15 protein-coding genes are annotated in these 19,957 nt (G+C 46.6%); 2 read left to right on the forward strand and 13 right to left on the reverse strand.

Annotation, left to right across the window (positions count from 1 at the left end; all coding sequences use genetic code 11):
- Positions 1–47: 47 nt before the first annotated feature.
- The 3 genes from KCTCHS21_RS25160 to KCTCHS21_RS25170 form a co-directional block, all read right to left on the reverse strand.
- The gene (locus tag KCTCHS21_RS25160; protein WP_130614567.1) at positions 48–1,049 is read right to left on the reverse strand and encodes an inorganic phosphate transporter; all 1,002 of its coding nucleotides are present in this window, start codon (positions 1,047–1,049) and stop codon (positions 48–50) included.
- A gap of 30 nt (positions 1,050–1,079) precedes the next feature.
- Positions 1,080–1,694 carry a DUF47 domain-containing protein gene (locus tag KCTCHS21_RS25165; RefSeq protein WP_130614569.1) on the reverse strand — a complete coding sequence of 205 codons (615 nt, stop codon included), beginning with the start codon at positions 1,692–1,694 and terminating at the stop codon, positions 1,080–1,082.
- A gap of 194 nt (positions 1,695–1,888) precedes the next feature.
- Positions 1,889–2,788: a TetR/AcrR family transcriptional regulator gene (locus KCTCHS21_RS25170; RefSeq protein ID WP_130614571.1), complete on the reverse strand. Its 900-nt coding sequence runs from the start codon at positions 2,786–2,788 to the stop codon at positions 1,889–1,891.
- Positions 2,789–2,941: 153 nt separating this feature from the next.
- Between KCTCHS21_RS25170 and KCTCHS21_RS25175 the strand changes: the two genes are divergently transcribed.
- Positions 2,942–4,447 (forward strand): DHA2 family efflux MFS transporter permease subunit, encoded by a 1,506-nt coding sequence (locus KCTCHS21_RS25175; protein WP_130614573.1) that lies wholly within the window; start codon positions 2,942–2,944, stop codon positions 4,445–4,447.
- Between the two features lie 76 nt (positions 4,448–4,523).
- Here KCTCHS21_RS25175 and KCTCHS21_RS25180 read toward each other — a convergent pair whose 3' ends face one another.
- The 3 genes from KCTCHS21_RS25180 to KCTCHS21_RS25190 form a co-directional block, all read right to left on the reverse strand.
- Complete coding sequence (locus KCTCHS21_RS25180; protein ID WP_130614575.1) at positions 4,524–5,594, reverse strand: DUF3048 domain-containing protein; 1,071 nt, start codon at positions 5,592–5,594, stop codon at positions 4,524–4,526.
- 204 nt (positions 5,595–5,798) lie between these two features.
- Positions 5,799–6,620 (reverse strand): class I SAM-dependent methyltransferase, encoded by an 822-nt coding sequence (locus KCTCHS21_RS25185; protein ID WP_130614578.1) that lies wholly within the window; start codon positions 6,618–6,620, stop codon positions 5,799–5,801.
- Positions 6,621–6,686: 66 nt separating this feature from the next.
- Positions 6,687–7,511 (reverse strand): alpha/beta hydrolase family protein, encoded by an 825-nt coding sequence (locus tag KCTCHS21_RS25190; RefSeq protein WP_130614581.1) that lies wholly within the window; start codon positions 7,509–7,511, stop codon positions 6,687–6,689.
- A gap of 995 nt (positions 7,512–8,506) precedes the next feature.
- Between KCTCHS21_RS25190 and KCTCHS21_RS25195 the strand changes: the two genes are divergently transcribed.
- The gene (locus tag KCTCHS21_RS25195) at positions 8,507–9,751 is read left to right on the forward strand and encodes an IS4 family transposase (protein WP_130614583.1); all 1,245 of its coding nucleotides are present in this window, start codon (positions 8,507–8,509) and stop codon (positions 9,749–9,751) included.
- A gap of 789 nt (positions 9,752–10,540) precedes the next feature.
- Here the strand turns inward: KCTCHS21_RS25195 and purD are convergent.
- The 7 genes from purD to purQ form a co-directional block, all read right to left on the reverse strand.
- Positions 10,541–11,806, reverse strand: a complete 1,266-nt coding sequence (purD, locus tag KCTCHS21_RS25200) for a phosphoribosylamine--glycine ligase (protein ID WP_130614586.1) — start codon at positions 11,804–11,806, stop codon at positions 10,541–10,543.
- Positions 11,807–11,998: 192 nt separating this feature from the next.
- Positions 11,999–13,546, reverse strand: coding sequence for a bifunctional phosphoribosylaminoimidazolecarboxamide formyltransferase/IMP cyclohydrolase (gene purH, locus KCTCHS21_RS25205; RefSeq protein WP_130614588.1), 1,548 nt, complete (start codon positions 13,544–13,546; stop codon positions 11,999–12,001).
- 14 nt (positions 13,547–13,560) lie between these two features.
- A complete protein-coding gene (purN, locus tag KCTCHS21_RS25210) occupies positions 13,561–14,214 on the reverse strand; it encodes a phosphoribosylglycinamide formyltransferase (protein ID WP_130614590.1) in 654 nt (217 codons plus the stop codon).
- Entirely contained in the window at positions 14,211–15,257 is a 1,047-nt protein-coding gene (gene purM / locus KCTCHS21_RS25215; RefSeq protein WP_130614592.1) for a phosphoribosylformylglycinamidine cyclo-ligase, read from the reverse strand. Before purM ends, purN begins: the two co-directional genes overlap by 4 nt.
- Positions 15,258–15,535: 278 nt before the next feature.
- Entirely contained in the window at positions 15,536–17,032 is a 1,497-nt protein-coding gene (gene purF / locus KCTCHS21_RS25220) for an amidophosphoribosyltransferase (protein WP_130616695.1), read from the reverse strand.
- Entirely contained in the window at positions 17,029–19,284 is a 2,256-nt protein-coding gene (gene purL / locus KCTCHS21_RS25225) for a phosphoribosylformylglycinamidine synthase subunit PurL (protein WP_130614595.1), read from the reverse strand. Before purL ends, purF begins: the two co-directional genes overlap by 4 nt.
- Complete coding sequence (purQ, locus tag KCTCHS21_RS25230; protein ID WP_130614597.1) at positions 19,262–19,954, reverse strand: phosphoribosylformylglycinamidine synthase subunit PurQ; 693 nt, start codon at positions 19,952–19,954, stop codon at positions 19,262–19,264. Before purQ ends, purL begins: the two co-directional genes overlap by 23 nt.
- Positions 19,955–19,957 lie beyond the last annotated feature (3 nt).

The raw sequence follows: 19,957 nt of genomic DNA on the forward strand, positions 1-19,957 counted from the left end.
AGGTTTGGGTGATCCCGCGCCTATTTTTCTTATTCAATGTACCCGAATTAGTGGAGGAACAAACTGAGAATATAATAGATAAGTGTTGCCAACAACCCAACTACCGGTATTGTGATGACCCAAGTCATCACTATTCGTCCTGCCATGCTCCACTTCACATTTGAAAATTTCTTTGCAGATCCAACTCCTAGTATAGAGGAGGTGATCGCATGTGTTGTACTAACTGGAATTTGCGACAAGGTCGCGGTCAATATAACAGAGGCTGATGCCAAATCGGCTGAAAAACCGTTCATCGGATCGATTTTGAAAATTTTCGTACCCATTGTTTTGATAATTTTCCAACCACCGACTGAGGTTCCAAGCGCCATAGCAATCGCTGCGGACAGCTTAACCCATAGTGGAATATCAAGTGTTGACTGAATGTCCGCTGCTACAAGCGCCATCGTAATAATTCCCATCGCCTTCTGTGCATCATTGGTACCATGCGTGAAAGCTTGGAATGCAGCTGTAAGCACTTGCCCAGAGCGAAACACTTTATTGACTTGATGAGGACTAGAGTTCGCAAAAATACGCTTAAGTATGAACATGATACAGAAGCCCACCACAAATGCAATTATAGGGGATAGAATGAGCCATTTAATAATGGTCGTAAAGCCCGAATAATTAATGCCAGCCCAGCCTTCAGATGCTATAGCCGCTCCTGCGAGGGCTCCAATAATCGCATGTGAGGAGGACGAAGGAATTCCGTACGCCCAAGTTATTAAATTCCAAAGAATAGCTGCGATAAGAGTCGCAATTACGACTGTAAGACCATGCTCGAGCTTGAAAGGATCTGTTATTTTACCGCCAATTGTTTTGGCTACCCCCGTAAACATGAGGGCACCGACCAGGTTCATTACGGAAGCCAGAATGATAGCCCGGCGCGGAGTAAGAGCGCGCGTTGAAACAGATGTCGCGATAGCATTAGCCGTATCGTGAAATCCGTTAATAAAATCAAATCCAAGCGCCAATATTACGATAATGACAACTAACCACATTGTGTAATCCATTATATTCTATTCCGTCCCCGTTTGCGCTGATCAAGAATTGCGCATGATTATGGATTGTAGTGTATTGGCGACATCCTCACATGAATCGGTCGTTTCTTCCAAGCGTTCATATATTTCTTTATGTTTAATGAGCTCGATCGGATCCTTCACATTCTGGAATAAATGCTTAATTCCTTGGCGCATTAAGTCGTCTGCTTCATTTTCCAGCTCGTTTATTTTGACGCAATGCGGCTGGATAGCAAGGAGCTTCTTCTGCGCGAGCAAATAGATAGCTGTCTTGATTTCCTGTGCGCTACGTCGTAAGCAATCGCTGAATTTGCGAATGAATGGATCGGATTTCGTAATCTGATACATCTCAAATCGCGATGCACATGCTTCAATGCCATCCAACACATCATCCAGCTTTTTGATAAGCTCCATAATATCTTCCCGCTCAATTGGCGTAATAAACGTCTTATTGAGCTCTGTCAGAATAATATGAGTGCACTTATCTCCTTTATGTTCGAACTCCTTCATTTCCTTGGCAAATGCTGAAACATCAGGTAAATCCTCATTGACGGCAACTGTAAAGCGCTCTACCGTTTCAAAGATGATATCAGCCATTTCCTCCAACGTCTTAAAAAAAATGTCTTTTTTACGAAACACGGATAGCCCTTCTTTCCCATGTATGTAGCCGTTCACCTTACAATGCGTTAACACTAGTTTACACTGCGTTAACTTATTTATATTATCACAGGGTGGACTGGCTTTGTATAGGTTCCCCACATTACATGTGACACTTTTTTTAAGTTTCACCTATAAGTCCTATTTGTACTCATCTTAATTCGTTTTAAAATCGGTCACAAACCCGCTATTTGATCACATTTTACAGTTATTCTCTCCAATTGCTTGGCAATATTTTTCAGCTGATATTCAAGAGCAATAAAATTTAATAAAGCTTTTAGCATAACTTTATTAGGCTGCTCCTCCTCATATAACTCCCGAAGCAGCGTCACAGCATCATTAAGCTCACGTTTTCGAAAATTCGTTATCGGAAGCTCTGTAATCGTAGTGCTTAGACTCTCAAGCAAATTACTACGAAGCTCCACTAGTGATATCATTTGGTCTTCCTTATCACATGAATGGTGCACATTCATTATCGCGTCATGTAATATCGGATTAGGTTTTTTCAGTGCCATGCTAGCCGCCATATCCTCCATTCGATCGACAATAAATTCAGCAACCTCGCGATAATGCAACGGCTTATTATCATATACAATAAAAAATATAAATTCACGGACAATCCCCTTATACATAAAGGCCAAATCCCAAATATTCGGATGAACTTCCTCGTCAAGATATTCTAATAGCCCCATTTTGCAATAAGACATCAGATTCGCTTGCGAATGCATTAGAAATTGAGTAATTTTCTCCGTTGCAGGTGATATTTCTTTAAGCTCCCGCATAATAAATTTGTTTTGGAGAAAAAATTCAAAGTGAAATTCCGTTTCCCTAATGAACGCTTCCCTTGTATTAAGTGACTTATCCGACCTAATCTTATCAACAGCATCCCGCAAAGCCTGCTGCTGACCAGCGTGAAGCTCAATAATTAAATCTTCCTTTGACCGAAAAAATTTGTATAGTGAGCCTTTAGCGATGCCGCAATCATCAGCAATGTCTTGTATTGAGGTTGCTGCATACCCTTTTTCCGAGAAATATCGCATGGCTGAATCCATAATCGTCTGTTTTGTAATACTCAATAGTATCCACCTTCTCTAAAATGAATTGACTTTCAAACAAAAAGAAGTAAAATGAAGACTTGTTGGTGACTAATTAGTTTTTTATAAAAACGGTTAGTCAAGCTTAAAACTTACACGGCTTTACGTCAAGTTAACTAGAAAGGAACAACCCCTATGACCGCAAAGCAAGCAGCTACTACCGCACCATCATCTGAAGAGTTTTCCATCAAAAAGATCATTGCACCTCTTCTCGCCGTCATTATCGGAATGATTATGGTTATTCTCGACAGCACAGTCGTCAATGTCGCCATTCCTAATCTGCAGCAGTCCTTTGGCTCTTCGCTAAAAGCGATACAATGGACGATCACTGGTTATACACTCGCCCTGGCCGCTGTTATCCCTCTAGCCGGGTGGATGACTGACAGATTTGGTGCTAAAAGGATATTCCTTATTACTATCGCTTTATTCACGATCGGCTCGGTGTTATGTGCCGTTGCCCAAACAGCTGACCAGCTCGTTCTATTTCGGGTTATTCAAGGACTCGGCGGCGGAATGGTATCCCCCATTGGGATGGCGATGATCTTCAAGCTAGCTCCTCCCGACAAAAGGGGAGCCGTTATGGGGATGCTCGGTATTCCGATGCTTCTCGCCCCAGCCACTGGACCTATCCTATCTGGTTGGATAATCGGCTTCGCTACCTGGCATTGGATTTTCCTTATTAATTTACCTATCGGTATCGCTGCATTAATCGTCGGCAGCAAATATTTGCCTAATATCGAACGAAACAAAACACCTGCACTAGATATTATTGGAATGATCCTAGCTCCTATTGCGTTCTCTATGCTGGCATACGGTGTAAGCGAAGGGGGAGCGGATTGGTCTTCTAACCGAACACTGACAGGCTTAATCGTGGGTGGCGTTGCTCTAATCGCATTTATTATCGTTGAGCTACGTCAGAAGCAACCTCTGCTAGAGCTAAGAGTATTCGGCTCGTCCGATTTCACTCGTGGCGTTATTCTAACTTGGTTTTCCCAAATTGCTCTGATGGGTTCAATCCTTATGGTGCCCTTGTACTTGCAGAACGTGCTCGGTTTTACAGCATTGAAAAGCGGATTAACTACGCTGCCTATGGCACTTACCTCCGTTGTTTTCATGCCACTTGGGGGTCGATTGTTCGACAAGGTTGGAGCTCGTCCGCTCGCCTTTGTCGGATTAGGCATCATTTCCGGTGCTCTCTTCATACTTTCCCAGATCGATATGGAGACGACCAGAGCAATGATCATGTTTCCTCTAGGCATGATGGGTGCAGGAATGGGATTATCGATGATGGCGCTAAATACCCATGTTTTGAACTCCGCACCACGCAGACTCGTTAGCCGGGTAACTCCACTAACTACTGCGAGCCAACAAGTCATTATGTCATTCGCCATTGCTGGCTTAACAGGCTATCTGACTTCTAGGATAACAAAGCATATTACAGAAATGGGTGGAGACCCGATGGTTATGAGGGATTCTCCTGCTGTTACCGCTGCTTTTGGAGACATCTTCTTCGTAACAGCTTGTATTGCCGCTGTGGGCGTCGTATTAAGCCTTATTCTACGTAAGCCGCGGAAAAAACCAGAAGATGATCTATTGGAAACGGAAGGTAAGCCTGATGCATCCATGATGATGGGGCACTAAGGTACGAGTAAAGCAACAACAAAGGGGGCGCACCAGCCACGTTAGCGTGGTTCTTGTGGCCCCCTTTGTTGTCTTTTTACTGATATGTAAGATGCTTATCCATCGGGGACGAATTAGACACCACGTGATAGTAAGTAACTCCCGGCAGGAAAGGCAGCTCCTCCCCATCCTTCTTCAGGCGGATAACGTCACCCTTTTTACGCTCCCATGTACAAATGATCGCTTTACCGTTCTGCATGAGAACCGCATTACCGCCGCTATCCAAGTTCACCTCAAGCCTTCCTACCTTATCGTAGGTAACATGCTTGGTGGAGAGCACGACTAAGTTCGTTGCCGTTAGCTGCTGATCATTGTTCTTATCAATATGTGGTTTGCCGTTAATGAATCTGGAATAAAGCTCTGTAGTGCTATCGTAAGTGTAGGATACCTTATAATCCGAAAGCATGAATTTAATTTCAACCTGGGTTGCTGGTGCTGCAGTTATTAATGCTGACGGTGCTTTATTAAAGGTAAGCAAAGGCACTGATACGATATCCTTGTATTTGCGCTTAGCAGCGCCTGCAGTTAATTTCTCTAGAGTAGAATATACGTTATGCGGTGCCTTACGGGACTTATCTCGGTAAAAGTAAGCGCCTGCATTATTAATCTCGTCTAAACTTTCCTTGTGCTGATCCTGAAGGATTGCAAGTGCATCGTTACTTGCTCCTACATGAACGAGAACTCCGTTGTAGAATTCACCTACTTGAATAAAATAAGGACGGATGCTGCGGATAGGTCCTATTGGATCTGTAAATTCCTTGCTTTGGAATATAGCTACTAGCCGCGTAATTCCTCCTTCAGCCATTAACTCCCATACAGTATCCGCTTGTGTGAGTCCCGATTGCGGCCGAGCTGGGGCAAGGTTATTGATCATGACAGCGAAGGGTCTGTTCGTCACTTCCCTCTCAACAGGCAAGCCTGTCAGCGGAGCAAGAAAGCTAGCAACAGGTATTGTTTCTGTTTCGCTTGGAGTTTCAGAGGCGCTCGCCGTTGGCAATACAGTTTCAGTCGGCTGCGTCACAGTCTCCTTAGATCCACCGCATGCGGTTAAACCTACGAGCGCGGCCGCAAGAGTAAGCTGCATCGCGATTCGTAATCGTTGCGTCATGCTCATTCTCCCTTCGCAAGTACGTACTCTTCCATTAAACCATACTCGTACCTTAGGTAAAAGGACTGGATTTCCTTTTTCCGACAACTGTAGTGAAATTGCCCCTCGCCTGATGTTTAAAAACAAAAACCGCGAACATTAGCTGTAGTAGCTTCGCCGCGGTATCGCTATTGATTGCTATAGGGTAGACAGCGTCATTATTCGCTACGATTTAACGATCCAGAACGAGCCTCCGCCTGAGAATGGCAAACCCTGTCGTTCCAGAATATCCACTATCGGCTTCACGATTTGCTTCAGACCAGAGTCTTGGGAGACGAAATAGCTAGGAAAGGTTATTTTGTACGATGGCCCTTGAGCTAATAGATAGGCAGCTAGCAGATATTGCTCATTATAGAATCGGTGAGACCATGATGCGGGGTAATCCTCAGGCAAGAATATATCGTGAAAATGGACTCTAACTCCCGGCTTTAAGCGAGGCAGTATTTCTAGAAATACAATATTGGCATCTGAGTTCTGGAATACATAGTGACTGCTATCAACGAACAGAATGTCTCCTGACTCGAGCTCCTCGAACAACCGAATATCGGTATCCTCTAGTGGCTGCCGAATAACCTTGTCGCATAAATCATCAATCTCATCCCTTGGAAAAGGGTCAATCGAGACAATAGCCGTTTGCAATCCATGGTCTACAACTGCTCGTCTAGCGAATTTGGTGGAAAATCCAGAGCCGATCTCATAGTATCGAGCCGGATTGCCATTGGCCATATAGCCGTATAATGCAACTGCATCTAATCCACTAAACCAGCTATTGTTCCAGGACGGCTGCTCTGGGCTATCCGGGTCGGGATGAACTCCAATGCTTGCAAATTCCTTCTCAAATTGGAGAAAGGAGCGTAATTCCACCTCGTAGTCTAGCCGGTTACTGTTAATAATGTCGTATAGAAAGCTGTGCGGCGGTTGATCGCCACCGAATCTCGGTTTAGGCACAATCGGAAATTGGATATAGATTGGATACAGCGAGCTCATCCTATCGACTCCTCTCACCTCATAACCGTATTCAGCTCCCCTTTATTTTGCAACGTATACACGCCCTTAAATACTCCAATGCTGCCAATCCTGCTGACGCTTCTCGTGAGTTCCCAACCAATCTACTGTCGATTGATACAGCTCAAACTTGTGTGCACCTTGGGTATAGGTATGGTCCGCTTGAAAAATAATGTTCTTATCGCAGCGACCCTCGCCCCTTAGCCAGAACGTTTTCTCTAGCAAAAAGCTGTAATCTGTTGGAATCGTGTCGTCGGAGGTTCCATGTGCGATGAACACATCTCCGTTGAACTGAGGTGCTTCCTGAAACGGTTGATGCTGCTGCAGCGACTCGAAAAATTCTGGCTTCAATCGGTAGCCGTGGTAATCTGCATAACCCTTCTTGACCGATTCATCGTATACACCGCGTCCTACAATCTTTAATATATCGTTGAACGGATGGGCTACCGGCGACCAAAGCGCCAATGATTTTACACGACGATCCTTCGTTCCCGTCAACAACGCCACTGCACCACCCAAGCTATGTCCTAGCAAGGTTACTCGTAGCGGATCTACGCAATCTAGGCTTAGTCCATAATCTAACACTGAACGAGTCTGAGCAATCATCGAATCCAGTCCGTGCTCTCCATAGACCCCACTGCTTTCTCCGCATCCTGCAAAATCAAAACGCAGAACAAGGAACCCCTTGTTAGCCAATTCCCTGCTTGCCAGCAGAAACAGTCTATCTACCCCGATCCGACTACCTACGAATCCGTGGCAAATAATAACCAAGGGCATTTTTTTGTCCGTTTCCTTGCTTTCATTGGAAGGATAATGAATGGTCGCTGCCAGAGAAATATTAATGTCATGTTGTATTGTGAATGGTCTTTCCATCTGAAATCCCTCATTTCATTTAATTCCGATGTTAATACTATGAATTAAACATTAACACCGTCATGCTCTTATGTCAACAGCCAAATGCAGCACATTTTTGTGTCAAATAGCAGGAATACATACGGTGCTTAGAGCGTATGCGATACAGTGTGTACAGTCGCGATTGAGGCTCTATGCGGGTTGCTGGCTTGCCAGGTGGGCTGGATGACCTCTTAATTAGATAGTTCTTTCAGTGGCTTTTGGCACACTTTCATTTGCTCTCTTAACCAATTAGGCTTTTTAGTGGCTTGCAGCACACCGATACTCGGTACCCACCAAAAGTTCCTCTCAATACTACGTCGGTAATAAGAATTAGTCGCAGATTCAGCTTAATTACTCCTCAAGACCACTGCTGCGGTGAGAGTTAGTCGGGGCTGCGGCTTAATTTCTGCTCAAGACCACTTCTGCGGTGGTGAGAGTTAGTCGGCGTTGCAGCTTAATTACTCCTCAAGTCCACCTCGACAGTGAGAGTTAGTCGGCGACGCGGCTTAATTACTACTCAAGATCACTCCGGCGGTGAGAGTTAGTCGCGGCTGCGGCTTAATTACTCCTCAAGACCACTCCGGCGGCGAGAGTTAGTCGGTGCTGCGGCTTATTTACTACTCAAGACCACGTCGGCGGTGAGAGTTAGTTGGTGCTGCGGCTTAATTACTCCTAAAGACCACTCCGGCGGTGAGAGTTAGTCGGGGCTGCGGCTTAATTACTCCTAAAGACCACTCCGGCGGTGAGAGTTAGTCGGGGCTGCGGCTTAATTTCTGCTCAAGACCACTTCTGCGGTGAGAGTTAGTCGGTGACGCGCAGTAGCATTGCATTAAAATTTCAGCAGGTTGTCAAGGTTACTTCCACGAAGTAAAATGTGCTAAATTTGTATGATTTTATTTAATCAGACAATAAAAAAGCTCCTATAATTAGGGGAGAGGGTGTCCTGTCCAAATCCTAATTAAAGGAACTTCCGCATGGACAAGAATACTACAAAATCGGTCATAACGGAATACCTTTCCCCGTTAAACCACAATTTTTTATTGGCTGCCATTCAAAGTCGCGGATTAGATCGTTACGTCAAAAAGCTTCATACATTTGTTGCCTTACAATTATTCGTGTTTGCCCAATTGATGCAAACCCCATCTTACGCCAGTCTTAGCTTGCTTTTGAATACAAACAGGAAGCTTCAAAAGACAGTTGGTCTCTCCTCCATTAGTACGGCGCAGCTCTCTAGCAAATGGCGAGACTTAGATCACTCGTTTCTCGCTTATGTGTTTGGCCACATTGCAGGGCAAGCGACCAAAAAATTCGGTTCGGCGAAAACCACCCAGAAGCTCCGTGCGCTTCATCTCGTAGACGCATCTACCATTACGATGTGCTTGTCGAAGTATCGTTGGGCGACATACTCGAAGAAAAAAGCTGGCGTCAGATTGCACCTCAGATTCATTCATTCGGACGCCGCTTTCTTTCCTGAAAAGGTCGTTTTAACCAGTGGAAACGTGCATGAGCGAAAATACATGGGTGAGCTAGTCTCTGCGGATAAAGAGGTACTGAATATCTTCGATCGCGGTTACGTCGATTATAAGAAGTTTGATACCTACTGCAACAACGGCGTTCGGTTCGTCACCCGACTGAGACAAAGCGCATGCATGAAAGTGTTGGAAGAACGCGCTGTGGCATCTGACGCCAATGTAGGTGATGCAACGGTTCTGCTCGGTAGCGACGTTTCGGCATACAAAATGAAAAATCCGCTCAGATTGATCACATGCTTCGACGAAAAGGGCGAGCAAGTGCTCATCTGCACCAACGATTTTGAACTGAGTGTGGAAGAGATCGCCGATATTTATCGTAATCGGTGGCAGATCGAGATCTTTTTCAAGTGGATTAAGCAACACTTGCATGTGAAGCACTTCTACGGAACGAGCAGAAATGCGGTGTACAATCAGATCTATGCAGCATTAATCGCTTATTGCTTGGTCCTGCTTACACGAGATGAGCTTCACTACAGAGGTACGCTTTGGGAATTAACGAAAAGCATTAGAATGTGTTGGTACGAAAACCTCATACACTTCGTAAAGTTGCTGTTTCGACCACCAAAGCAAAAGTCTGGGGGCAGGCAAAAGTCAAAAGCAGAACGACTGTTTAAAGAAACTCAATTACAATACGAAAGTGGCGAATGCGACCACCTGGACGACTTGACGTACGACCCAATCGCCTGAAAAGTACAATAGTGTAAAATTGTGGACAACACTCTCTTCTGTTAGAGTCCCTGCCGTTTTTTCGTTTTTGAGCGACAAATTAAATTTCAGAAAATTCAGTAAACCATTACCGGCCGTTTGCGAGGATTGACAAGTGGTTTTTCATTTCATGCAATGCTAATGGGTGACGCGGCTTAATTACTACTCAAGATCACTCCGGCGGTTAGAGTTAATCGGCGATGCGGCTTAATTACTCCTAAGACCACTTCTGCGGTGAGAGTTAGTCGGCGTTGCAGCTTAATTACTCCTCAAGTCCACCTCGACAGTGAGAGTTAGTCGGCGACGCGGCTTAATTTCTTCTCAAGACCACTCCGGCGGTGAGAGTTAGTCGGTGACGCGGCTTAATTACTACTCAAGATCACTCCGGCGGTGAGAGTTAGTCGGTGACGCGGCTTAATTACTACTCAAGATCACTCCGGCGGTGAGAGTTAGTCGGTGACGCGGCTTATTTACTCTTGAATGACTCTAATTCAAACCAATCCCGGATTGGATTTGAATTAGAGTCAGCAGGGAAACCTATACTCCAATAACACCTATTCCCGTCAACTCAGAAAGGATGACCTATCGCATGGAGAGCTTTGTAAAATGGATATCCCACCATACTTTGACTACCTTTTTAATCGCAGGTATCGCATTTGCAGTCTGGTTTGTCATTTCACATCGTAAATCCCTTTTTTACAAAGAATAAGCCACCGTTTCACCTTGGCTGACGCCCAAGGATCCTCGGTGGCATTACATTGTAAAATGCAATTAACGTAGCGCTTTAGCCGCAATATCTGTGCGGTTCTGTTTGCCTTGGAACGTGATACGCTCTGCTGCTTCATAAGCATTAGTCCGTGCCTGTGCAATATCTGAGCCACGCCCGACTATACCTAGCACCCTACCGCCGTTCGTAACAACCTGACCATCCTTAAGAGCGGTCCCTGCATGGAATACCAACGCCTCTTGCTCACTAACCTTATCCAGTCCTTCAATAGCAAATCCCTTCGGATAAGAGCCAGGATACCCCTCAGAAGCGAGCACAACGCATACTGCAGCTTCATCGCTCCACTGAATATCGATGTCCTGTAGACTTCCATCAATGGAAGCTAGGAAGATATCAAGCAAATCCGTCTGTAATCGCGGCAAAACCACCTGAGTTTCCGGATCTCCAAAACGAGCGTTAAATTCAATCGTCTTAGGGCCGTCCTTCGTAATTATAAGACCTGCGAACAAAACTCCACGGAATGGACGACCCTCCGAAACCATAGCACGAGCGGTCGGCTTGATGATATTCTCGATTGACTCATCAATAATAGATTGGGCGATATGAGGAAGCGGAGAGTATGTACCCATTCCTCCTGTGTTCGGCCCCTTATCATTATCGAATACTTGCTTATGATCCTGAGCAGGAGACATTGCACGAACCGTATCCCCATCGACAAAAGCCAATATGGACATTTCTTGCCCCTCTAGAAACTCTTCGATTACAACTTTGTCTCCAGCGGCACCGAATGATTTGTCCACCATTGTTTCTGCTAGTGCCTTATCAGCCTCTTCAGCAGTGAAACAAACTGCGACTCCTTTACCAGCAGCCAAACCATCCGCCTTTATGACAATGGGTAAAGGCTGTTGCTTGAGATAGGCCGAAGCTGTCGCGTAATCAGTAAAAGTCTCGTATTTAGCTGTCGGGATGTTGTATTTGCGCAGCAGGTCTTTCATGAAAATTTTGCTACCTTCGATTTCAGCCGCATTTTTACGTGGTCCGTAAACCGGAATAGCTGCCGCTTCGAACTCATCCACAATGCCTGCAGCAAGCGGATCATCAGGTCCGACTACAACGAGATCAATGGCTTGCTCCCGCGCGAATGTCACGAGGCGCTCGAATTCCAATTCCCCGATATCGACATTGTCCGCTAATTGAGCCGTTCCAGCATTACCTGGAGCGCAATAGATTTGTTTGATCTTAGCACTCTTCTTAAGCGCCCAGATAATCGCGTGCTCACGCCCGCCGCGTCCTATAACTAGAACCTTCATTCCATAGTCCTCCTATCAAGTAAAACGGCTTCGCCGTCTTTAGGACGGCGGTACACGTTTGTATCGAGCGATCAGATGAGTATAAAGACATAGGAATTTATACTTTCTGGCGTGCAAGTAAAACGGCTTCGCCGTTACTTTCGGATCGTTGATATAAAGGGCGATCCGCTAGGGAACGCCCTCGTTAATGGTTTAATGTTTGAAATGACGAACGCCCGTTACAATCATAGCAATGTTATTAGCATTAGCTGCATCGATTGATTCTTGGTCCTTAATCGAACCGCCTGGCTGAATAATTGCGGTAATACCCGCTTTTGCAGCAAGCTCTACTGTATCTCCCATAGGGAAGAACGCATCGGATGCCAATACGGCACCAACTGCCTTATCTCCAGCTTGCTGAAGCGCGATACGAGCGGCACCGACACGATTCATCTGTCCAGCACCAACGCCGACCGTCATATTGTTGCTAGCTAGCAAAATAGCGTTCGACTTCACATGCTTGACGATTTTCCAGCTAAACAGCAATTGCTTCAGCTCTTCATCCGTCGGTGCACGGTTCGTAACGACTGTAATATCAGCGTCAGTTAAACTATGCACATCGCTTTGCTGTACAAGCATACCACCTTCTACGCTCGTTACGAGCCATTCGGAATTACGTTCTGCAGCGGATGTAAGGTTTCCAATACGCATGAGGCGAATGTTCTTCTTACGCTGAAGAATTTCCAAAGCTTCTGGTGTAAAATCAGGAGCAATAACGATTTCTAGGAACAAATCATTCAATCTTACCGCTGTCTCAGCTCCGATTGTCCGGTTTGCCGCAACAATTCCTCCGAAAATGGAGGTTGGATCGGATTCATAAGCTTTTACATAAGCTTCATCAATGTTTGAGCCTATACCTACACCGCAAGGGTTCATATGCTTGACCGCTACGACAGCAGGCTCATCGAATTCCTTAACGATAGCAAGCGCAGCATTAGCGTCGTTTATATTGTTGTAGCTCAGCTCTTTGCCGTGCAATTGCTCAGCCGAAGTGATGTTGCCTTCGGAAGATAACGGCTTGCGATAAAAAGCAGCCTTCTGGTGCGGATTCTCGCCGTAGCGAAGCTCCTGTACTTTCTCGTATGTGAACGTCAAGCTTTCAGGAAGAGGGTTATCCAACTGCTTGGCAAAATAATCCGAAATCAGTGCATCGTAAGCGGAAGTATGACGGAATACTTTGGCTGCGAGACGCTTGCGGGTTTCGAGTGTTGTGTCTCCACCGCTGCGTACTTCCTCCAGCACTTGAGCGTAGTCCCCAGCATCCACGACAACAGTAACGAATGCATGGTTTTTAGCTGCAGAGCGTAGCATAGTCGGTCCGCCGATATCAATGTTCTCAATCGCATCCTCATAGGAAACATCCGGCTTAGCGATTGTTTCTTTGAAAGGATACAGGTTCACCACGACAAGATCGATATAATCTAAGTTCAATTCTTCCATTTGCTTAATATGCTCAGCGTCATCACGAACAGCGAGCAATCCGCTATGTACGGCAGGATGAAGCGTCTTTACGCGACCGTCTAGAATTTCGGGGAAGCCAGTAACCTCAGAGATACCGATAACGGGTACCTTTTCCTTCTCTAACAATGTCTTTGTTCCGCCTGTCGAAATCACCTGTACGCCTTGCTCCGCAAGCTCTCGGCACAATTCCACAATACCTGTTTTGTCCGAGACACTGACTAGCGCTCTTCTGATCGCCACGAATGATCCTCCGTTCAATTGTTAATCGTTACTTTCCGTCCATCAAGGGATACCCGACCTTCTGCAATCCAGCCGACGACTTTAGGTAACAGCTCGTACTCGGCCTTCTGTATCCGGGCTCCCAACGTTTCCAATGTATCCTGATCATCGATCTGTACCGCTTGCTGAGCAATAATCGGACCCGTATCCGTTCCGCCGTCTACGAAGTGAACGGTAGCTCCAGTGATCTTCGCCCCATATTCAAGCGCTTGCCCTACTCCGTTGATACCTGGGAAAGCTGGCAGCAGTGCAGGATGGATGTTAATCATACGTCCATAATATGGCTCAACGAGCACGCTTGTCACGAGTCGCATATATCCAGCCATAACAATGAGATCAATACCTTTAGCTTGTAGCATCGCTACAATCTCTTCCTCATAAGCTTGTCTGGATGCATACTGCTTAGGCGAAAAGGTGTACGTTTCCACTTGAAAATTCCGAGCACGCTCAAGCACATAAGCCGATGGTTTGTCACACACGACTAGCTCAATGGACGCATGAATTCGTCCATCCCGAACATTTTCCGCAAGGGCTTGGAAATTACTCCCGCTTCCCGATGCGAATACAGCTATCTTAATTGGGGCGGCAGGCTTGGGTGCTACCTGATCTCCCCCACTCGTTGCAGTCATGGCAGTTCAACACCTTCGAAAGTTACGACCTTGGAGCCTTCAGTCACAGTACCTATCCGATAAGCCTGCTCACCTTGCTCTTGCGCAAGCGCCAAAGCTTGTTCAGCTTGCTCAGCAGGAACGACAAGCACCATGCCGACTCCCATGTTGAATGTCGTATACATATCACGATCGGTAATGCTGCCTGCTTGCTGCATAAGCCCGAATATAGGAAGCACTGGCCAAGAGCCAGGGGTAATATCAACGTTAACGCCTTCCGGCAATACACGTGGAATGTTCTCGATAAATCCGCCACCTGTGATATGAGCCATACCCTTGATCGTTACACTGTCCAGCAGCTTAAGGATTTGCTTCACATAAATACGAGTTGGCTCGATAAGAACATCTCCGAGCGTTTTCCCTTCAAGCTCAGAAGGCTTGTCTGTCAGGGCATAGCCCTTCTGCTCAAGCAGAAGTCTACGTACAAGAGAAAATCCATTGGAGTGAATACCACTTGATGCAAGTCCGATAACCGCATCGCCAGCCTGAATGGTGGAACCATCAATGGCTTTCTTGCGATCAACGATACCCACTGTAAAACCAGCAATATCGTACTCACCGTCATGGTACATGCCTGGCATTTCCGCTGTTTCGCCACCGATTAGAGCACAGCCTGCTTGCTGGCAGCCATCGGCTATTCCTTTAACGATCGCTTCGATTTTCTCTGGAATGATTTTGTCACATGCCAAGTAATCAAGGAAAAAGAGAGGCTCCGCGCCAGTAACGATTACATCATTGACGCACATCGCTACTGCATCGATACCGATTGTATCGTGCTTATCCATTGCGAACGCCAGCTTTAGCTTAGTGCCTACGCCATCAGTTCCACTAACGAGAACAGGCTCCTCATACTTGTCCTTGTTCAAACCGAATAGCCCGCCGAATCCGCCGAGCCCCGTCAGCACTTCTGGACGAAACGTCTTCTTTACGTGTTTCTTCATTCGTTCTACAGCTTCGTTACCCGCTGCGATGTCGACTCCGGCTTGCTTGTACGCTTCGGACAATGGTTTCACTCCTAGGGGGGATATCGCCCGCATTCGCGGCTCCGTGACGAACCATCGGGTTCCGCCTGCTTGTTGTATTCGCGTGATCTTTGATTAGGCTAGAAGGTAATCACGCGAATACAAAGGCAGGACGTAAACTCTACACCCGATGGTTGTCCCTCCGCCACTTCAGGGCGATTCCTGAGTTTTTATAACATTAAGGGCAGCTACCTGCTCATATCTCGCAGGTGTTTATTAATGATGTGGTTAGTTAAAAGCGTTATGTGATTTCCACACGTTTAGTCACAGCCGCAAGAAGTTAGTTTAGCATCCTCGAACTTGACTGGTGTTGGATAATCGTTGTTGAAGCATGCTAGGCATAGGCCGCGATTAAATTCGTCATCATGACCACCGACGGAATCCTTCAAACCTGTCTCACTTAGAAAATAGAGCGAGTCGGCATTAATGGCCTGACGGATTTCCTCGACTGTTTTGCTTGATGCGATGAGGTCCGCAGGGTTAGGTGTATCAATGCCATAGTAACAAGGATTCATAAAAGGAGGAGATGTTATTCTCACATGTACCTCGAGGGCACCTGCTTCTCGAAGCATGTTAACAATCCGCAGGGATGTCGTTCCACGAACAATCGAATCATCAATCATGACAACCCGCTTGCCTGCAACGACTTTGCGAACAGCTGACAGCTTCATTTTCACACCTTTTTCGCGCAGCTCTTGGGAAGGCTGAATAAAGGTACGACCGGTATATTTATTTTTGATCAAGCCAAGCTCGTAGGGAATACCTGTTTGCTCCGCATAGCCGATTGCAGCAGAAATACTGGAATCCGGCACACCCGTTACGATATCCGCATCAATGAATGCTTCTTGGGCAAGCTGCTGACCCATACGTTTGCGCGAGGAATGCAGGTTTACACCATAAATATCACTGTCCGGCCGAGCAAAATAAATGTACTCCATCGCACATACTGCACGACGTACCATCGGAGCAAACCGATCCTCATGCAGTCCATCCTTATCAAGCACAAGTAGCTCACCTGGCTGAACGTCACGTTCGTAGATAGCACCGATAGTTTCCAATGCACAGGATTCCGAGGCGAAAATATAAGCATCACCGAGGCGCCCCATCACAAGTGGACGAAGTCCGTGCACATCACAAGCAGCGATTAGACGATCCTTTGTTTGAATAAGGAAAGCAAACCCACCAATCAAACGAGCAAAGGCTTCCTTGACTGCCTCTACAAGATCCTTAGGTGAACGAGCGATAAGATGGGCAATAACCTCAGTATCACTCGTCGTCTGGAAGATCGAGCCTGCTTCCTCCAGCTCTTTGCGAATGCCCGGTTCGTTAACTAGGTTCCCGTTCGTTGCCACTGCCAAATCGCCACCGCGATATTTAAAAACAAGCGGCTGAGCATTCGCCAATCGGCTAGCTCCAGAAGTAGAATAACGAACGTGGCCAATGGCCTGAGAACCCGTCAAAGCCTCCAAACGATCACGATCAAAAACCTCTTTAACTAAGCCCATTCCACGGTGATAATGAAAGCTGTCATCATCTGACGTACAAATCCCGCAGCTTTCTTCTCCCCGGTGCTGTAGAGCATGGAGGCCATAGTAGGATAGGTTAGCGGCATCGGGATGTCCGAACACCCCGAATACTCCGCATTCCTCTTTAAGCTTATCGAAAATAGAGTCTTTACCGCCGACTCCCTCGTTATAGTAGTCTCCGGTCCAGAAGCGATCCACCTTCACCCCTCCGTTCGCTACGCTTGATGTCATTTGGAAGTACCGTTCATCCGGCTTGGAATGGCTTCTTTCCACTCGTGACGAAGCTCAGCAATCGACGCGTTAATCGCATCGTGTCCACCAACAGTAATAACTAAACGATCTCCTGTAACTACACCTAGGCGTTGTACAGGAATACCAGCTGTTTCAAGAGCTATGGCCAGCTTGTCCGCAGCTTCCGGCTTAGCCGATAACAGGATACGAGATTGTGATTCGCTGAACAATGCGAGATCAGGACGAAGATGAGTTTCGAATGTTACATTAGCGCCAAGTCCGCGTCCGAATCCTGCTTCAGCCAATGCCGCAGCCAGACCGCCCTCAGACAAGTCATGCGCAGAAGCGACAAGACCTTGTTGAATAACGCTAAGCACCGATTTGTGCAGCTTATTTTCTGTTGCAAGATCAAGCTCAGGAGGACGACCTTCCGTCACGCCGTGAACTGCATATTGAAATTCACTGCCGCCGATTTCCGCTTTCGTCTCTCCTAGCAAGAAGATGACGTCGCCTTCAGCTTTGAATTCTTGTGTTGTGATGTGATCGATATCATGAACTAGACCAACCATACCGACAACTGGGGTCGGATAGATCGCGCCTTTTTTATTCTCGTTGTACAGGGATACGTTACCACCGATAACTGGTGTCTCGAACACACGGCAAGCTTCCGCCATACCGTCGACGGATTTCTCCATCTGCCAGAACACTTCCGGCTTCTCAGGGCTACCGAAGTTCAGGTTGTCCGTAATGGCAAGTGGCTCAGCACCTGAGCATACGATGTTACGGCCAGCCTCAGCTACCGCAATCTTACCGCCTACTTCAGGATCCAAGTACACATAACGACCATTACAGTCAGTTGTCATTGCTAATCCTTTACGAGTGCCGCGAATTGTAACGACTGCCGCATCCGAGCCTGGGCGAACAGCTGTCTCTGTACGAACCATGTAATCATACTGGTTATAGACCCACTCTTTGCTCGCAAGCGACGGGGAGCCTAGTACTTTTTTCAGTGCAGCATTAAGATCCAACACTTGCTCGTAGCTGTTCGTATCGATTGAACCATTTTTCAAATAATATTCCGGAATTTGCGAAGGCTTCTCATAGATCGGACAATCATCTACTAGTGCCTGTACTGGCATGTCGCCAACTAGCTCGCCTTTGTGGAACAATTTCAAGCGACCGTCATCGGAAACCTTACCAACCTTCGCACAGTGAAGACCCCAACGCTCGAAAATCCCCTTAGCTTGCGCTTCGTGCTGCGGCTCACAAACGAACAGCATCCGCTCTTGCGACTCGGATAGCATCATTTCGTAAGCAGTCATTCCTTCTTCACGCTGAGGAACCTCATCGAGATATAGCTCCATACCGTTACCGGCTTTGCTCGCCATCTCTGCGCTAGAACAAGTAAGACCAGCTGCACCCATATCCTGGATACCAAGCACGATACCGGAATCAATCAACTCAAGCGTTGCTTCCATAACAAGCTTCTCCATGAACGGATCTCCAACCTGTACCGCTGAACGCTTAGATTCAGACTCAGCTGACAAATCCTCGGATGCAAAAGTCGCTCCGTGAATCCCGTCACGACCAGTTGCTGGCCCAACATAGAACACTGGATTTCCGATTCCCTTAGCTACGCCGCGTTGGATTTTATCATGATCGATTAACCCTACGCACATAGCGTTTACTAATGGATTGCCTTCATAAGCCTCGTCAAACATAACTTCCCCAGCAACCGTTGGAATGCCAATACAGTTACCATAACCAGCAATACCGCTTACTACGTGCTCGAAAAGGTAACGAACACGCTCGTTCTCTAGCTTACCGAAACGCAAGGAATTCAACAAAGCTACTGGCCGTGCACCCATGGAGAAAATATCCCGGATAATACCGCCAACACCTGTTGCCGCGCCTTGGTAAGGCTCAATAGCAGAGGGATGGTTGTGGGATTCAATCTTGAACACTACCGCTTGATTGTCGCCAATATCTACGATTCCCGCGCCTTCGCCGGGTCCCATCAGAACGCGAGGTCCTGTAATTGGGAAACGCTTCAGCAATGGTTTAGAGTTTTTGTATGCACAATGCTCGGACCACATTACGCTGAAAACACCAATTTCCGTATAGTTAGGCTGACGACCCATGAAGCCGCAAATTAGATCATATTCTTTATCGGAAACTCCGAATTGTTTATATATTTTTTGTTCCGCGATTTGCAGGGCTGTTGGTTCCTTAGCTGATACTTGCTGCGCCATTGCGTTCCCTCCAAGCATTAAGTACTGACGTAAACATGCGTGCTCCATCTGACGAGCCAAGGATTTCAGCAATCGCCCGCTCTGGATGCGGCATCATTCCAACAACATTACCCGCTTCGTTGCTAACTCCGGCAATATTATCGACAGACCCATTCGGATTTTCTCCGGCATACCGGAAAACGATTTGATTGTTCGCTTTAAGAGTTGCTAGCGTAGCATCGTCTACATAATAGCTTCCTTCGCCGTGGGCGATAGGAATTTCGATGGTTTCGCCTTGTGCATATGCATTCGTGAAAGCAGTCGAGGTGTTCTCCACAACGAGATTGACTTGGTGACAACGGAATTTCAATGAGTTGTTACGAATGAGTGCTCCTGGAAGAAGTCCCGCTTCCGTAAGAATTTGGAACCCATTGCAAATCCCTAAGATGAACTTACCTGCTTCGGCTGCTTTGCGAACCTCCGTCATTACAGGAGCGAACTGGGCGATAGCGCCGCAACGCAGATAGTCTCCGTAGGAGAATCCACCTGGAACAAGAATAGCGTCATATGCTGAAAGGTCAGTAGCTGTATGGAATACATAATCAACAGACTGTCCAACCGTATCCTCTACTGCCTTGAAGCAGTCGATGTCACAGTTGGAGCCCGGAAACACAATAACTGCAAATTTCATGAG

It is taken from the genome of Cohnella abietis (assembly GCF_004295585.1).
GTDB lineage: Bacteria > Bacillota > Bacilli > Paenibacillales > Paenibacillaceae > Cohnella > Cohnella abietis.

Excerpts from the sequence above, each read along its gene's own strand:
- KCTCHS21_RS25190 (WP_130614581.1), bottom strand. The coding sequence starts at position 7,511 with ATGGAAAGACCATTCACAATACAACATGACATTAATATTTCTCTGGCA.
- purF (WP_130616695.1), bottom strand. The coding sequence starts at position 17,032 with ATGACATCAAGCGTAGCGAACGGAGGGGTGAAGGTGGATCGCTTCTGG.
- KCTCHS21_RS25185 (WP_130614578.1), bottom strand. The coding sequence starts at position 6,620 with ATGAGCTCGCTGTATCCAATCTATATCCAATTTCCGATTGTGCCTAAA.
- purN (WP_130614590.1), bottom strand. The coding sequence starts at position 14,214 with ATGACTGCAACGAGTGGGGGAGATCAGGTAGCACCCAAGCCTGCCGCC.
- KCTCHS21_RS25180 (WP_130614575.1), bottom strand. The coding sequence starts at position 5,594 with ATGACGCAACGATTACGAATCGCGATGCAGCTTACTCTTGCGGCCGCG.
- purQ (WP_130614597.1), bottom strand. The coding sequence starts at position 19,954 with ATGAAATTTGCAGTTATTGTGTTTCCGGGCTCCAACTGTGACATCGAC.
- KCTCHS21_RS25175 (WP_130614573.1), top strand. The coding sequence starts at position 2,942 with ATGACCGCAAAGCAAGCAGCTACTACCGCACCATCATCTGAAGAGTTT.
- KCTCHS21_RS25160 (WP_130614567.1), bottom strand. The coding sequence starts at position 1,049 with ATGGATTACACAATGTGGTTAGTTGTCATTATCGTAATATTGGCGCTT.
- purD (WP_130614586.1), bottom strand. The coding sequence starts at position 11,806 with ATGAAGGTTCTAGTTATAGGACGCGGCGGGCGTGAGCACGCGATTATC.
- purL (WP_130614595.1), bottom strand. The coding sequence starts at position 19,284 with ATGGCGCAGCAAGTATCAGCTAAGGAACCAACAGCCCTGCAAATCGCG.
- KCTCHS21_RS25195 (WP_130614583.1), top strand. The coding sequence starts at position 8,507 with ATGGACAAGAATACTACAAAATCGGTCATAACGGAATACCTTTCCCCG.